The organism is Psychrobacter arcticus 273-4 (assembly GCF_000012305.1).
GTDB classification, from domain to species: domain Bacteria; phylum Pseudomonadota; class Gammaproteobacteria; order Pseudomonadales; family Moraxellaceae; genus Psychrobacter; species Psychrobacter arcticus.
Genome location: NC_007204.1, coordinates 1,261,935 through 1,279,647, shown reverse-complemented (window position 1 = coordinate 1,279,647; position 17,713 = coordinate 1,261,935). Strand labels below are relative to the sequence as shown.

General features: G+C 44.2%; 8 protein-coding genes. 6 read left to right on the top strand and 2 right to left on the bottom strand.

Going from position 1 to position 17,713, the window contains the following annotated elements; translation table 11 throughout:
• Window positions 1–277: 277 nt before the first annotated feature.
• Window positions 278–1,531: a sulfate adenylyltransferase gene (gene sat, locus PSYC_RS05575; RefSeq protein ID WP_041758005.1), complete on the bottom strand. Its 1,254-nt coding sequence runs from the start codon at window positions 1,529–1,531 to the stop codon at window positions 278–280.
• A gap of 477 nt (window positions 1,532–2,008) precedes the next feature.
• On the opposite strand from sat, the gene PSYC_RS05570 reads away from it, so the two are divergent.
• From PSYC_RS05570 to PSYC_RS05545, 6 genes are all read left to right on the top strand, one after another.
• Window positions 2,009–3,694 (top strand): nitrite/sulfite reductase, encoded by a 1,686-nt coding sequence (locus tag PSYC_RS05570; protein WP_011280342.1) that lies wholly within the window; start codon window positions 2,009–2,011, stop codon window positions 3,692–3,694.
• On the top strand, window positions 3,687–4,283 hold the full coding sequence (locus tag PSYC_RS05565) for a DUF934 domain-containing protein (RefSeq protein WP_011280341.1): 597 nt from the start codon (window positions 3,687–3,689) through the stop codon (window positions 4,281–4,283). The genes PSYC_RS05570 and PSYC_RS05565 overlap by 8 nt, the downstream gene beginning before the upstream one ends.
• Window positions 4,284–4,333: 50 nt before the next feature.
• A complete protein-coding gene (locus tag PSYC_RS05560) occupies window positions 4,334–4,972 on the top strand; it encodes a phosphoadenosine phosphosulfate reductase family protein (RefSeq protein ID WP_011280340.1) in 639 nt (212 codons plus the stop codon).
• Window positions 4,973–5,212: 240 nt separating this feature from the next.
• Entirely contained in the window at window positions 5,213–6,862 is a 1,650-nt protein-coding gene (gene cysG / locus PSYC_RS05555) for a siroheme synthase CysG (protein ID WP_041757642.1), read from the top strand.
• Window positions 6,863–6,998: 136 nt separating this feature from the next.
• Window positions 6,999–8,552, top strand: coding sequence for an exonuclease SbcCD subunit D C-terminal domain-containing protein (locus tag PSYC_RS05550; protein ID WP_041757640.1), 1,554 nt, complete (start codon window positions 6,999–7,001; stop codon window positions 8,550–8,552).
• Window positions 8,553–8,624: 72 nt separating this feature from the next.
• The gene (locus PSYC_RS05545) at window positions 8,625–12,548 is read left to right on the top strand and encodes an AAA family ATPase (RefSeq protein WP_011280337.1); all 3,924 of its coding nucleotides are present in this window, start codon (window positions 8,625–8,627) and stop codon (window positions 12,546–12,548) included.
• Between the two features lie 178 nt (window positions 12,549–12,726).
• On the opposite strand, the gene PSYC_RS05540 is transcribed toward PSYC_RS05545, so the two are convergent.
• Window positions 12,727–17,586, bottom strand: coding sequence for an NAD-glutamate dehydrogenase (locus PSYC_RS05540; RefSeq protein ID WP_011280336.1), 4,860 nt, complete (start codon window positions 17,584–17,586; stop codon window positions 12,727–12,729).
• Window positions 17,587–17,713: the final 127 nt, after the last annotated feature.

Here is a 17,713-nt window from a genome sequence, read left to right as displayed (position 1 = left end):
TTTTTGTTGATGAGAGATATGCTAGCAGCATAGAGAACAAACGCTTAGTGACGAATACGCTTATCGAGTGATGAACTTGGCATAAGCACTGTTATTATTTATTCTACAATGGCTATTTTTTAGGAGCTATTTTGCGATATATAGTCGGTGACTATCATCGGTGACTATCAAAAGCTGGCAGGTGATTTAGAGCTCAGCTAACCACGATGTTTAGCATAAAAAAAGGGTCAGACTTATCATCTGACCCTTTTTAATAGTTCACATTTAATATGAATGTCTATACTGCAGAAGCCCCGACCAATTTAACCTCAGCACGCTCATCAAATGCAATACCGGCATAATAATCACGCAAAATCTGCAAAACTTCTGGACGGCTAAAGTTGTCTGGCACGTCTTCGTCCTCTGACAATGCTTTACGCAGCTTCGTCCCTGAGACTTTGACATGCTCAGAGGCGTCATGCGGACAGGTTTTGTCTGACGCCATGGCATTACAAGCATTACACCAAAACGTCCAACCAATCTTTAACGGCTGGGTAATCAAATCGTCTTTACCAACATGATCAAAGATGGTTTGCGCATCAAAGGCACCATAATAATCCCCAACGCCCGCATGGTCACGACCAACGATCAGATGGCTACAACCATAGTTTTGGCGGAATAGCGCATGTAGCAATGCTTCACGCGGACCAGCATAACGCATATCGAGCGGATAACCGGCTTGAATCACTGTATCTTGTCTAAAGTAATTGTCAATCAAGCTCTTAATGGCTTCTTGGCGCACGTCTGCTGGGATATCGCCTGGTTTTAACGCGCCCAATAACGAGTGTATCAATACCCCATCACATATCTCGATGGCAATCTTAGCAAGATACTCATGTGAGCGGTGCATTGGATTGCGCGTTTGGAAAGCAGCGACCGTTTGCCAGCCTTTATTATCCAAAATCTCTCGCGTTTCAGCGGGTGTTTTATAAATCTCAGGATATAGTGTTGGGAATTCACCTTCACTCAGTACTTCGACACTGCCTGCAATGTTTACTTCACTTTGCTCCAAGACTTGTTGCACACCGGGATGCTCTGGATCTGTGGTAGTAAATACTTGTTGGCACTCATGCTCTTTATCGATGGTATAGGTTTCTTCTACCGTTAGGATGCCCATAATCTCGCCATCTTGCGCCACCAAGGCGACTTTATCGCCTGCATTTAAGCTATCAGCGGTCGCTTTTGGTGCTGATAAAGTAATAGGAATCGGCCAAAACAAGCCAGCATTATCGCCACTTTGCAGACGCATGTTATCAACCACGCCCTGCCAATCTGCTTGATTCATAAAACCATTCAATGGTGTAAAACCACCGATCCCAAACATGATCAAATCACCGCGCTCACGTGAGCTGAGAGTAATGGTTGGTAAGGTGCTGGCAAGCTTCAATGCTTGGTTAAGAGCATCACCATTTAATAGCAATGGCTTAAGCTCAGGGCTACCGTGCGGAGGAACGAGTTTTGATGGTTTTTGATTAGCGGTGATAGATGTCATAGTCATTTTACAGCCTTAAGAGATGAGGAAAAGATGAATAACTGTAGATAAATGGGGTAGAAAAGTAATGGGGTAAATAAAGCACTAATTTCGGTATAGTCGGTGAAAAGTAATATCGATACAACACGTACTACTGGTGCAAATTTTTCTTGCTTGCTGTGCCTACGCAGACAGAGGCTGCAAAAAATTTACACCAGTAATACTGTAGCGACTTTAAAGTATTTCAACTATACGTTGCAAAATTGCTCATTAAAATCAGGTATTAAATTCGATAAGCATAGGCTACCTAACTTTCGTTATGAAAATTTATGCTGTGTTTGGATATAGATATATCTTAAAGGAATTTATGTTTATAGACGCAAGCTTATATGATGTAAATCTGAATTGTTTACCTTGCGACTGGCAATAAAATCGAGTACACACGCAAATCATTTTCGTCGCAGCTTTTATGTTTAAAAACAAAATTGAGATTACGTCATGTATCAATATAACTACGCTGACCAAACCTTGGTAGAAGAACGAGTCGCACAGTTTCGCGACCAAACCGAACGGTTTTTGGCAGGCGAGCTGCCAGAAGAGCAATTTTTACCGCTGCGTTTGCAAAACGGTCTTTATATCCAGCGTTATGCACCGATGTTGCGTATCGCCATTCCTTATGGTCTGCTAGCCAGTTACCAATTGCGTAAATTGGCAGAAATTACCCGCAAATATGACAAAGGTTATGGGCACTTTACTACTCGTACCAATATTCAGCTGAACTGGCCAAAACTTGAAGAAGTGCCAGATATTATGGCGGAGCTGGCATCAGTACAAATGCACTCTATCCAAACATCGGGTAACTGTATTCGTAATACCACGACCGACCCTTATGCCGGTATCCATCAAGAAGAGATCGCAGACCCACGTCCTTATTGCGAGATTATTCGCCAGTGGTCAACCTTTCACCCTGAGTTTGCTTTTTTGCCGCGTAAATTCAAGATTGCCGTTATTGGTACAGCCAATGACCGTGCTGCGACACAAGTACATGATGTTGGTCTACATGTAAAAACCAATGACGCAGGCGAGCTTGGTTTTGAGGTTATTGTTGGCGGCGGACTTGGACGTACACCGGTAATTGGTAAAGTGATTAAGGAATTCTTACCACGCCAGCATCTGCTCAGCTATCTAGATGCTATTTTGCGCGTTTATAACCTGCATGGTCGCCGTGATAATAAATATAAAGCCCGTATCAAGATATTGGTTGAGAGCATGGGCGGCCCTGCCTTTGCCAAACTGGTTGATGCTGAGTGGGAAGCGCACATCAAAGACGGTCCATTGACGTTGACTGATGCAAGTTTTGACACTGCTAGTCGCTTTTTTAGCGAGCCTGACTACGTTACCTTTGATGCGCTACAAGTCCAGTCTGAGCTACAACAGCAACTCAGCGCCGATAAAGAATTTGCCAATTGGTATCAGCAAAATACCGTGGCGCATAAAGTCGCAGGCTATCGCGCTGTGGTGATTTCGCTAAAAGCGGGTTTGGTCGACGGCACCTATATACCATCAGGTGATGTGAGCGAATCGCAAATGGATGCCCTCGCTGATCTTGCGGATACATATAGCTTTAGTGAATTGCGTGGTACCTATCAGCAGAATCTAGTATTTGCAGATGTACAAACCAATCAGCTGTACGAGCTATGGCAACAGCTGTCTGAGCTACATTTAGCCCGCGCTAATATCAATACCTTAACCGACATGATTGTTTGCCCAGGCTGGGATTATTGCTCGCTTGCCAATGCGACGACTCATAATATCGCTGAACAAATCGAAAAGCAGTTTGATGATCTTGACTACCTTTATGATTTGGGTGAAATTCGCCTCAATATGTCTGGCTGTATGAACGCTTGTGCGCATCATCATACGGGTGATATCGGTATCCTTGGTGTCGATAAAAAAGGCGAGCATTGGTATCAAATCAGTCTGGGCGGCAACTCTAGTGATAATGCCAAAATTGGCAAGATACTAGGTAAAGCGGTACCGGCGGATGACGTAGCGACGACCCTACAAAAGATACTGGACGTTTATTTAGAACAGCGCGTCAGCAATGAGCATGATATAGAAGGCTTTGGTGACTTGGTCGATCGTGTGGGCATTACACCCTTTAAGGAGAAGGTCTATGGCTAATCATCATGTGTTAAACAGCAAAGGTGCTGATATCAGTCAAAACGATACGTGGTTAGCGCTTAGCACCAATGAGCTACCAGATGGCATTGCCCTTAGCCATATATCGCTGCTTGAGCTACTACATAAACAAGAAAAGCTCGATATTGTATTGCCACTCACCGATTTACTGAATGCTGAAGGCAAGCTCGCTGGCGGGCTACTGCAGCAGTTGCACCAGCTATTGACCGAACATGCCAGCCGTGTCGGCGTTTGGGTCACATCAGATAACGATACCGATACACTGGTTGGTTTGTCAGAGTTTTTATTACAGCAAAATTTGATTGTCATTCATGTACCGGCCTTTACCGACGGACGCGGCTTTAGTTATGCACAAACCCTGCGTCAAATGGGTTATGAGGGCGAGATTCGTATGGCTGGCAAGTTTGGCCGTGACCAAATTGCTTATCTGTTGCGCGCAGGTGCTGACAGTTTTGTGATAAACGAGCACGATATGCAGTCTATCTCTGATATCAGCCAAGCATTTAACGCCCTTGCCAGTAGCTATGACGGTCGCAATGCTGCTGCATTACCGATGTTTGCAGGCGCTTAATTTATCATTACATATACATACCACTATTAACCACTATTAAGGAATATACCATGAGCCAATTACACCCACATTTAGATATCGATCAAGCCAACCAAGACTTGCAAGGTAAATCGCCAGAACAGATCGTAGAATGGGCACTGAGCCAAGCGAAAAACCCAATCATCACTACTAACTTTCGCCCTTACGAATCAGCGATTTTGCATTTGGTTGCCAAACAACGCCCTGATATCACCGTATTGTGGGTAGATTCTGGCTATAACACTGACGCCACTTACCAGTTTGCCAATAAAGTCATCCGTGATTTAAATTTAAACGTTATCACCTATATTCCTAAGCAAACCGCTGCCCATCGTGACGTGACGATGGAAGGTATCCCTGGTATTGATAATCCACTACATGATGAGTTCACCGATCAAGTAAAACTTGAGCCATTCCGCCGCGCTTTAGATGAGCTAAAGCCTGACGTTTGGTTCAATGCTATTCGTAAAGATCAAACCGAATTTCGCCAAGGTCTTGATGTGCTGAGCCTATCTAAAGATGGCGTATTAAAAGTAGCGCCTTTGTTTGAAAAGAGCGATGCTGATTTAGATGTTTACTTAGATGAGCATGGTTTACCGAATGAGTTCGATTATTTTGATCCGACTAAAGTAGAAGAGCATCGCGAATGTGGTCTACATACGCAGTTGTAGTAGCCAAATACAGCCTTATGATTCAATAAATATGATATAAAAAAATTCCGCTTAACTTGAGATACATCAGTTAAGCGGAATTTTTTATGCATGATGATTTTATGCTTCTATTCCATCTCTCAGCAAAAACCATCATTAATATATCAAAAACGACTATGCTAATGCCAATACATTACGTGAGCCTGCGCATCTGATAACTCATAATAGCGGTATATATTCAATTGAATGACTGGTCATACTATGAATACCTTTCCCCTATTTTTTAAATTAGAAGATCGTAAAGTGCTGATTGTTGGCGGCGGCGATGTGGCGCTACGCAAAGCTGATTTGCTCAGCCGTGCTGGCGCGTGTATCACTGTCCTTGCGCCAAGCATTAACCACGAGATACAAGCTTTGCTAAGTAGCAGTAAGCACGAGCTGATTTATGAGCATTATAATAAAACCTATATGACAAACTCGCGCGTTATTATCGCCGCCACTGACGATGAGAGGCTCAATCATCAAATACATGCCGATGCAACGGCATTGAACATCCCTGTAAATGTCGTCGATACGCCGCACTTGTGCGATTTCATCTTCCCTGCAATTGTGGATCGTAATCCAATTGTGATTGGTATCTCATCAAATGGTAAAGCGCCGGTGCTGGCACGTTTACTGCGGGCACGGCTAGAAACGTTAATTCCACAAGGTTATGGAAAACTGGCCAAGCTTGCTGGCGAGTTTCGAGGTGACGTGAAAGCCAAAATCCCAACATTGACTGGGCGTAGGCAGTTTTGGGAACGGGCATTTGAAGGTAAAGTCAGTCAATTGATGTTTGCGGGTAATGAAAACGAAGCCCTTGCCCAACTGCAGGCTGACTTGGATAACACAGCGGCAAGTATCACTGCAAAAGACGCCACGGATGATAATGGGCTGAGTACCGCTTCAACATCTGCGCCAGCGATAGCAAATGAATTCACAGCAGCCCGAAATACCATGGGCGAAGTCTATATCGTTGGTGCCGGCCCCGGTGACCCAGAGCTGTTAACCTTTAAAGCGCTGCGTCTGATGCAGCAAGCGGATATTGTCTATTATGATGCGCTGGTTTCACCGCAAGTATTGGATTTATGCCGCCGCGATGCCGATAAAGTATTTGTTGGCAAAAAACGCAGAAATCATGCCGTTGCGCAATTAGGCATCAATGAGCTTTTGGTCAATAGCGCAAAAGAAGGTCGGCGTGTGGTGCGTCTAAAAGGCGGTGACCCATTTATCTTTGGGCGCGGCGGTGAAGAGATTGAAAGTCTGCGCGCGCACAATATCCCTTATCAAGTGGTACCGGGTATTACCGCTGCCAATGCTGCTGCTAGTTATGCTGGTATTCCCCTTACCCATCGCGACCATTCGCAATCAGTACGTTTTGTGACAGGGTTTTTGAAGGCTGGCGCACCCAACAACAACTTTAAAAACTTCTTAGATACCGATGAGACCGTGGTTTTTTATATGGGTTTGCATTCTCTACCGCGCTTAACGGAAGGCTTGATTGACGCTGGACGTAGTGCGGAGACCCCAATTGCCATTGTCTCTAATGCCAGTATGCCCAATCAGCAAGTATTAACAGGTACACTTGCCAGCATCGTTGAATTACAAGAAAAAAACCAGCTGCCAACGCCTGCTCTGCTCATCATGGGTGATGTCGTAAGCTTGCACCATGACTTGGCTTGGTATAACTTACACAATCAGCAGCATAATCAAAACACTTCAGAAACTGACAATAACTGGTTACGCGGCGGTACTGCTACAACACCAAAATCTAATGCTCAATTTAATGCTCACCAGCAAGCGCATGCGCTATCTATGATTACTAATTTGGCAACGGAAGATGGCGATCTTGAGCAGTTGATTATTGGTTAGAAAGCTTCCTAAAAGACCCCTTTGATTTAAAGCCCTGCCAATTTCGTGGTAGGGCTTTTTTCTGATTGCAACAGAGCAAACTTCTCTAATCCTTGCTAGAATAATGGCTGTCTTTTATTCACCATTAAGCCTCATTATGTCTGTATCTGCTGTTACCCCTCTCACTATCCTGCACACCTCTGACTGGCATTTGGGACGACGACTTTATGGACGTCTGCGCTATGATGAATTTGCCGCCTTTTTAAGCTGGCTACAAGACACCATTAGTGCGCAGCAAGTGGATGTACTTATTGTCGCTGGTGATATCTTTGATACTATGACGCCAAGTAATAAAGCCCAAGCGCTGTATTATGAGTTTTTAGGCACGGTTTCAAAATCATGCTGTCAGCATGTCGTCATCGTCGCTGGCAATCATGATTCACCAACATTTTTGGATGCCCCAAGTCATGTACTTAAGTTTTTAAACGTCCATGTCGTTGGTACGGCTTGCGAAGACTTGAATGATGAGGTGATGGTATTAGATGATGCAGATGGTAATCCGCATTGTATTATCACGGCTGTCCCTTATCTGCGTGACCGTGATGTGCGCAGTAGTAGTGCTGGCGAGTCAGCTCAAAGCAAAGACGCCAATGTTATCGCTGGTATCTGCGCGCACTATGATGGTGTTGCAGAGATTTCCAGAGCCAAACAAGCTGAATTAGCCAAAGTGCATAAGCGGCACGTCCCTATCATAGCTACAGGACATCTGTTTGCTGCCGGCGGCACCACTACCGATGATGATGGGGTGCGTGAGCTGTATATTGGCTCGCTTGGTAAAGTCTCCGCTGATATGTTCAGTGAAAGTTTTGATTATGTAGCGCTTGGACATTTGCATGTACCGCAGCGCGTCGGTGGGCGTGAAACCATTCGCTATTCAGGCTCGCCTATTGCGATGGGTTTTGGTGAGGCGCGCCAGCAAAAACAAGTATTGCTGGTGCAGTTTGGGTCGGTGCTAAAGAATAAAGATCTAACACTGACAAATACGTCTAAGAGAATTTGTCATCAGCAGCTGACGAATTCCATTATCAACATTGACAAGACAGTAGAAAAAACCGCTAAAGCAGTCAATCAGGCAGCGAGCTTTATGGATGACCTGTTTGCTGATGTGGAGTCTATAGAAAGCGATCAGCATAGTGAAACGAGTATTGAAGAAACCTCTAAACAAACAGAGGTTATTCTAAGTACTCATTCCACTTTAACCGCCACGCTACTGCATCATGATACCGCCCGTCAGATGCAAATCACTTCCCTACCTATTCCAACATTCCAAAAATTGGCGCAAGTATCGGGTGATTTGGATACCATCAATCAAACAGTTGATAACACTATTAAGACTCTGACTGATACAGAATCGGTCTGGTTAGAGATTATTTACACCGGTGATGAGGTGGTTAGCGAATTGCGTGAAAGTATTCAAGCGATGGTAGAGGGCTTACCCTGTGAGGTGTTAAAAATAAAAGATACGCGCACTTATAACAAAGTACTGAATCAACAACAAATTTCTGAGACGCTACAAGATTTAAATGAGCAAGAAGTATTTGAGCGCTGCTTAACCGCTCACAACGTCCCTGATGAGCAAAGACTAACCTTGCGAGAGGCTTATGGTCAAATCGTTTATGACCTGCATCATGCAGATACTCAAGCTGAATAATACCTAAAACTCATAACCCTGATACAACTAACGGTAAATTATCATTAATATCTATAAAAATAAGACCATGCCATGCGCCTAATTGAATTAAGACTAAAAAACCTCAACTCCTTAAAAGGCGAATGGCACATTGATTTTAGTGACGCCGCTTTTCTTAACGAAGGTATCTTTGCCATTACGGGGCAAACAGGCGCTGGCAAGACCACCATTTTGGACGCTATTTGTTTGGCGCTCTACAGCCAAACGCCACGACTCGGTGATATTACTGGCTCTACCAATGAGATCATGACCCAAGGTACAGGAGAGTGCTCGGCAGAAGTTATTATCGAGATTGACGCCAAGCGATATCAGTGTTCATGGTACCAACATCGTGCCCACAAAAAAGCCAAAGGCAACTTATTACCGATTAAGCACGAGATTAGCGAGGTCAAGTCTGGCAAGATTTTAGAAGAAAAAAAATCCAAAACCTCTGCTTATATCCAAGCGCTTATTGGCATGGATTTTAGCCAATTTACCCGCTCCATCATGCTGGCGCAAGGCAGTTTTGCTGCGTTTTTAAAATCTGATATCGGTGATAGAGCGGCGATTTTAGAGAAAATAACGGGTACTGCTATCTATGCCAAAATCTCACTCAATGTTCATGAGAAAAAACGCTTTGAAGAAGATGTGCTCAGTAAATTGCAGGCAGGCGTTGATGGCTTATCCTTGCTAAGTATTGAAGACGAAAATCTGCAGGCAGCCGAGCTAAAAGCATTAAATCAACAGCAAAGCACACAGCGACAAAGCTTTAAGACATTAAGTGAGCAGCTGCAATGGCTAAATAACGTACAACAGCTGCAAAATAACCTATCTATTTATCAAAGCGAGTTTGCAACCGCCCAGCAAGCGCAGCAAGCCTTTGTTCCAGAAGCCAAGCGTTTAAGCATTGCCAACAAGGCATTAGAGATTGATAGCCAGTTTCGCGAGCTTAGCTATAGTCGTGAGACGGTAAAGAAGCTAGATGTTGAACAACAGAGTTTGCTGAGCCAAATCCCTGCCCAGCAACAAGCGCTGGCACAAGCTGCATGCCATTTAGACGATGCCAACACGCTAGGAAAACAAGCCGCAGACAACCTTCAAACAAACTTGCCTGTCATCGCACAGGTGCGCGAATTAGATCATAATATCAGACAGCAGTCTCAGTCCTTAGTGGAATACAACCAGCGTAAGGACTTATTGGTAGGTAATGCACAGATATTATGCCAAGAAATACAAAACCATCAGCAAACTGCCGATCGCACCAAAACTCAGCTAAATAATATCGACCAGTACTTTAGCAGCTACCCAGAGCTGAGTGACCTTGATACCGATATGACAATCTTTGATAGTAGCTGTCAACGATTAAGGGCGCTACTAGAAGATAACTCTGATTTTTCAGCAGCTAGAATTAGCCAACATAGCCTGGCCTGCCAGCTACAAGCTGATTTTGAGATATTATCCAAACAGCAAAACACTGATCTTTCATTGATAGCGCAGCGGCGCGAGCAACTGCTAAATCTACAGCAGCAGCAAGCAGTAGTCACTCAAAACCAGCCGCTTGCTATTATGCGCGGTGAGCAAGAGCAAATCGAGCACATCAGCGCACAGATTGAGCAAGTGAGATTTAAGATTAAACAACGGTTTGAGCTGACCCGTCAAATCCATAAAATCAATCTCGCGCTACCGGTATTGAATCAGGAACTGACGGTCTTAGACGACTTAATTGCCACTCATCGCGTAGATATTCAGAGCACGAAGCTTAAAAAACACGACAAGCAGACGCACCTTGCTCTATTGCAAAAAGTCGCAAGGCTTGAAGATTACATCGTCGAGCTCAAAGATGGCACACCCTGCCCGCTGTGCGGCGCGCATGAGCACCCTTATGGTCAACATCATCCGCTATTAGATGGTCAGATTGACAATAAACAAGCGTTGTCGCTGACGCAGCAGACCCAGCAGCAAATATCTGAGCTTGAGACGCTCATTGAGCATCTCGAACAAGCATTATCTAAACATCATATCGACCATGCTACTAAGAATGAAGCCATTAACCATCAACAGCAGCAGTTAGCCCCGTTACAGCAGCAGTGTGAGATGTTGGGCAAAGACATTCAAGATAGCCTGCTTTTACTTTTTGACGCCAATAAAAATCATTCCAAAGCGATTGCAGGGAGTGTCCATCCGCTTTATCAACTGAGTGAAGATATAAATAAACCTGACATTGATAGTAATAGTGATATTGAAAGCACTTTATCTTTACTAGACAGCGCCAAACAAAAGCTACTCGAGCAAAAGCAGTCTCTTAAAGACCTATTAATTCAACATGATGACTTAACGGCAAGCATATCAGAGCTAAATATTGCTATAAAGAGTGATGAAAATCAGCAGCAGGTACTGATGAGCAAGTTAAATAATCTGACGACGGATATCAAGCTACACTCGCAGAAAGCAGGGACCATTGAGGATAAGATAGCCGCCAACTTTTTGGCATTAGCCGCTATTACTAGCAGTATTTTATCATTGGCAGATAAGTATCCGGCGGATAGCTATAGAGAATATTTGAGTATTGATTTTCAAAGAACAGACATTCAAAGCGCACTTAAGCAATTGGACGCTAGTATTGATGAGCAAACCATACTAGATAGCAGCGACTATGAGCGTCATATTAATAGATTACGTCAACAACGCAGCATGCTAAGCCAGCTAAAAAAGCATTTTAATGAGCAAAAAAATAGCCAGCAACAGCTAAGCAATACATTGAGTACGGTGCGCGCTCAAATTGACACCAAACAAGCTCAGCTCACCTCTGATGAAAGCGCTCTAAAAAGACTCGAACACTTGATAGCGGATAAAAATGTCGCTCTTGAGCAGGTCAAGAGCGACAGGACTGCAATTTTTGCAGACAAAAACACAGAGTCTGAAGACACACTACTGCGCAGCGCAGTCGATGACGCAAAAGCCAAACAGGCAAATGCTCAAAGACAGTTAGACAGCACGCAGCAAGTATTAGCGCAATTGCAAAGCAGACAACGACAGATATTGGCAGCATTGCAGTCTGCTACGACAGCACTGAATACGCAACAAGCTGTATTTCTGGAGCATCTAGAAGCGGCGCAGTTTATGGATGAAGATGCTTTTATCCGTGCACGCCTGCCTAAAGAAGAGCGTGATGCTTTACATCTCCGTAAACTTGCGATTGATAGTGCCTTGCAGCAGGCAAAGTCACAGTTAGATAGCACCCAGCAATCATTAGAGCAGAACCTGTCTCTTGCTATGACAAATGCCAGCCAAGAAACGATTGCTGCCCAACATCAGCACATTCAGATGGAGATAGATCAGCTCAGCCAACAGATTGGTGCTATTGTTCAAAAGCTCAAAGACAATGAGAACCAAAAAGGTCAACGAGCAGCCCAACTTACCGCCATCAATGTGCAAAAAGAAAAATTAAAAATTTGGCAGCAGCTGCATATTTTAATTGGTTCAGCGGATGGTAAGAAATATCGCACCTTTGCACAAGGCTTAACCTTTGAAGTTATGATTAGCCATGCCAATAGCCAATTACAAAAGATGAGTGACCGCTATCTGCTGATTCATGATGACAGCAATCCGCTTGAGCTTAATGTCATTGATAACTATCAGGGCGGCGATATTCGTAGTACCAAAAACTTATCCGGCGGCGAAGGCTTTATCATCAGTCTGGCGCTTGCCCTTGGATTGTCGCAAATGGCCAGTCACAATATCCGTGTGGATTCGCTGTTTTTGGATGAAGGTTTTGGCACGCTTGATGAAGAGTCGTTGGATATTGCTCTAGATACCTTGACTGGCTTGCAACAAGAAGGGAAATTGATTGGTATAATCTCTCACGTACAGGCGTTAAAAGATCGTATCTTGACCCAAATAAAGGTTGAAAAAATATCTGGCGGCTTTAGCCAAATCAGCGGTCAAGGGTGTCGGCGTATTGTGAATGACAAAGTATAATAAGTTAAAGTGGTTGATGACGATGTATGATAAAGAAGTACATTTAAAAAACTATCAAATGATACTGGCACTGCCATTTAGCACAAAAACATAAAAACATAAAAACATAAAAACATAAAAACCACCGTTAATGAATAACGGTGGTTTTTTATAATAAAAAATAGTTATTTAGTGCATTTTATTTATTCACTAAACCACTTAACTCACTCATCAAGACTGATAACGTTGATAAGCTGATATGACTATCATCATTGCTATCAAGTTTGTCCATCTCAGCAGTGATGCCGGCAAGCTGGCTGGCATACCGCGATTTCCAATCATTGAATGCTTGGATCGCATCAGGCTGAGTCAATAACGTATCCATCAGCATGCGTAAGCTGCGCGATACTTCATTGGCAAGTGCGTGACGGGCACGGCGATCCCAGTGATCCTGCTGCGGTAACGTGGCGATATTATCCATCATCCAATCAAGCTGCAAAACGTGATAAGCCTCAAAGTATAAAGTGGCAATCTCATCAACCGGACGTTCGTACTGCTCTGCTAAGAGTGCAGCATCAAGCGCATCAACATGGTATGGCAACATCGCAAACATTGATGCATCATTGGCGGAGAGACCATCTTCTATCAAGCTTGTGGTATCGGCTTGCAAGTATTGTGAGAATTGCTGCTCAATAAATCCGCCTGATTTGGTTAGCTTTTCAACACTATCTTCAAAACGGCTAATCATATCGGCCACTTGCAAATCTTGTCCAAAGGCATTGATAAACCAGACCACGCCGTTTTCGAGTGCATCGCGCAAACGTAGTTCAAGCTCGAGCAGCAAGATGGCATCCACTTGATTATCAAGTGCTTCTAGCAGCTCCCATGCTTTTGAGACATGGAATACATCACGCGCAATGGCATAGCCACGCACGATAGTGGCAAGCGTTTGTCCTGTTTCTTCATGCAGACGGAATAATGCTTCGATACCCAGACGGTTGACCACACTATTGGTCAGATACGTACTGATGATTTCACGGTGCAAACGGTGCTCGGTCATCTCATCAAAGAAGCGCGATGACAGCTCATCAGGGAAGTATTTACGTAATTCATTAACAAAATATGGCGCATCCGGTAAATCTGAGAGCAGTAAGTTATCATAAACCCACATTTTTCCGTAAGCCATCACAACTGCTAGCTCAGGATTAGTCAGACCTGTACCCGCTTTTTGGCGTTTGGTAATCTCTTCATCTAATGGCAAATACTCAATTGCACGATCCAGACGCCCTTCTGCTTCTAACATCTGAATAAATCGCTGATGATCACTTAAGTTTGCAGCTGCAAGTATTTGGCTCAGCTCAATTGCTTGCGGTTGCAGATAGTTTTGACGCAGCACCAATTCGCTAATGGTCTCGGTCATGCTCTCAAGAAGCTCATTACGCTGCTTCAACGTCATATCACCTTGCTCAACCACTTTGCCAAGTAAGATTTTGATATTGACTTCATGATCTGAGCAGTTAACGCCGCCTGAGTTATCGATCGCATCGGTATAAATGCGCCCACCAGTTTGGGCATACTCGATACGACCTCGCTGCGTGAACCCTAGGTTACCACCTTCACCGACGATAGTCGCACGTAATTCGCCACCGTTGACACGTACGGCATCATTGGCACGATCACCTACATCGTCATGGCTCTCCTCACTGCTTTTCACATAGGTACCGATACCACCATTCCAAATGAGATCTACTGGCGATTTTAGCAATGCGCTGATAAAATCATTAGGTGCTAAGCTGTCATCTGAGATATCGAACAGTACTTTCATCTCAGGGCTGATAGCAATAGTCTTGTCTTGGCGTGAGAAGATACCACCGCCTTGGCTAATGAGTGACTTTTCATAGTCCTCCCATGATGAGCGAGGTAGATCAAATAAGCGCTCACGCTCTGCAAAAGACGCCGCTGTATCTGGATTGGGATCAATAAAAATATGCAGATGGTTAAAGGCAGCCACCAGTTTAGTATGGGTTGATCTAAGCATACCGTTACCAAAGACGTCACCACTCATATCGCCAATAGCAACGACGGTAAAATCATCACGATTTTGAATGTCCATGCCGCGCATACGGAAGTGGCGCTTAACCGACTCCCAACCACCGCGGGCGGTGATGCCCATCGCTTTGTGGTCATAACCGACCGAGCCACCAGAAGCAAAGGCATCATCTAGCCAAAAGTTATATTCAGTAGACAAAGCATTGGCAATGTCAGAAAAGGTTGCCGTACCTTTATCGGCAGCGACCACCAAATACGGATCATCTTCATCATGACGTACGGTATTGGCTGGCGGGACAATCACCCCATCGACGATATTGTCGGTCACATCAAGCATACCGCGAAGGAATGTTTGGTAGCAGGCAATGCCCTCAGCTTGGAACACATCACGACCATCCGCCATCGTTTTAGTCTTAACGATAAAACCGCCTTTTGAACCAACCGGTACGATAACGGCATTTTTGACCATTTGTGCTTTAACCAAACCGAGTACTTCGGTACGGAAATCTTCCATACGATCAGACCAGCGCAGCCCGCCGCGCGCGACTTTACCGCCACGCAAATGCACTGCTTCAACGCGTGGCGAATAGACAAAGATCTCAAACATCGGCTTAGGTTTTGGCAGGTTTGGTATATCTGCTGCCAAAAATTTAAAGGACAAACGATCTTTACGTTGTCCATCCGCCTCTCTTTGATAAAAATTGGTTCGTACCATGGCGTTAATTAAATCCAAGTACCAGCGGAAGATACGATCTTCATCCAAGCTACTGACACCTGCTAATGCGGCGGTGATCTGCTCTTGAATCTGGCTGGTTTTGCTGGCTCGTTCCTCTTCACTATATTTAGGATTCATCCGTGCATCAAACAAACTGCCTAATGCCACGCTGATAGCGCTGTTTTTTACGATGGTTTGTTGGATATAAACATTTGAGAACGGTGCTTTCGCCTGCATCATATAGCGTGATAAGGCACGCAGTACCACCACATCATAAGTATCTAACTTGGTGGTCAATACCAACTCGTTAAGTGAATCACTCTCAACCTGTCCTGCCCAAATTTGCTGTAAGCTGTCTTCAAACTGCGCGCGCACCACTTGCATATCAATGGTATCGACGTGCTCTAAAATCAGCTCATACTCCTGCATCCAAATAGGTTGCTCAGGTAGATCAAACTCATAGGTCTGCGCTGAGATAACTGACACCCCAAAATTCTCTAGTACGGGTAAGACTTTGGATAAAATAACCGCTTTTTGGCGACCATATAGCTTTAAATGCAACTGATTGCTTGCATCACCTGTCGATTGATATAAGTGCCAAATCATCGGCTGCTCATCGCTCAATCCAGCCAAACGCTTGGTATCTTCAACGGCAGTACGTGCATCGAATCGCTCTTGGTAAGCGGCAGGTATATAACTTAAAAATCTACGCGTCAAGGCATTGGCATGCTGCTCACCCACGTTATCCAGCAGCATTTTTTGATAATTATCACTCCACGACTGCATCAAAGAGGACAGCTTGGCTTGGAGCGCAGCAGTATCCACCTCATGTACTTGACCTGGCACTGTACGGACATGCACATGGACGCGGGCATGTTCAGATTCATTAAACTCCGTCGTAAAGCCTGAAGATGTGCCACCATAGGCTTCTTTTAGGACATTTTGGACCTTGATGCGAAGTTCTGTATTGAATTTATCACGCGGAATATAGACCAAGCAGGAAACAAAACGCTGGTAATGATCGATACGGCAAAATAAGCGCAGGCTTTTTTTGTCCTGTAGCTGACTGATTCCTAGAACTGTCGGGTAAAGATCTTCAATGCTGGCTTGAAATAAATCATCGCGCGGCAAGGTATTAATGATATGCATCATTTTATGATACGCATGACCATCACGTGGTAGTTTTGCCATCGCCATGATTTTGTTAGATTTTTCTCGTAATAATGGAATTTGTTGTACGCTTAGCTGATAAGCTTGCGCTGTAAAGAGACCAATAAAGCGATGCTCACCGACGAGCTTGCCATTATCGTCAAATTTATGAATGCCCAAAAAATCCATATAGACTGGTCGGTGTACGGGCGATACTCGGCTTGATTTTGACAAGACCAGCACTTGCGGCGCTGTTAGCAGTCTTTTTAGATTGCTTGGCAGCTCGTCAAAGCTTTTTGAAAGCTGATCCTCACTACCACCGCGTAATAACCCAAGCCCACTGTTACCAATAGAAAATAAATCTAAATCACTGCGGTCGGCTTGATTGGCTGTGTTGCCAACACTATCAACCTCGACGCTGTGCCCGTCTTCTAAGCGGTACTCTCGATATCCCAAAAAGATAAAGTGGTCGTCTAGTACCCAATCTAAAAATGCTTGAATCTCTTGCTGAGAATAAAATACTTCCGGCAGTGTTTTTGTAGCAAGGTCTGCTTTTATATCGGTTAGCTTGGCGCGTATCTGCTGCCAGTCATCAACGACAACATCAAGTGTGTCTACTTTTGCCAACAGCATCTGTTTTAATGCTGCCAATTCATCATTGTCTTGATAAGAGATTTCACAGTGAATCAAAGACATGTGTGAAGTACCACTTTCTTGGGCGCTTTCAACTTTAGTGATCGCCCCATTTTCATCGCGTTCGACATTGACGATGATATGATAAGTACGATGCACATCGATGCCTTGCTCTTCAAGACTCATCAACAGTGTGTCGACCAAAAATGGTCTGTCATAGGCAACGATTTGGATAACGGTATGTGAGCTATGAAAATGCTGCTCTTCTGCAATGGGATTTAAAATAGCAAGCTGCGGCTGGCTGCGGTCATAGGCTTTTAGTAGCGTAAAATGATGCAGCGCCATCCCTGCTAAATCAGCATTACTGATGTCCTTTGCAGTCTCTTGATGTAGTGGCTGATAGTAGCTATGGATAAAGTGGTCAAATAATGATTTGTCCGCTTGTACATAACTGGTGGCAATATCGCTTATCTGGCTGATCCGCTCTTTTGCGATATTTAGAGAGTTTGGCATATCCTTTGTCCTTGCGCTTTTTTATAAGCTTCTTATTTATATGTTATGTGTGTATTGGCTAAGTTTACACTTATTGATCATTAACAATCATTGTTTGTCTGACTCCCGCTGTACGAATTATTTTGTG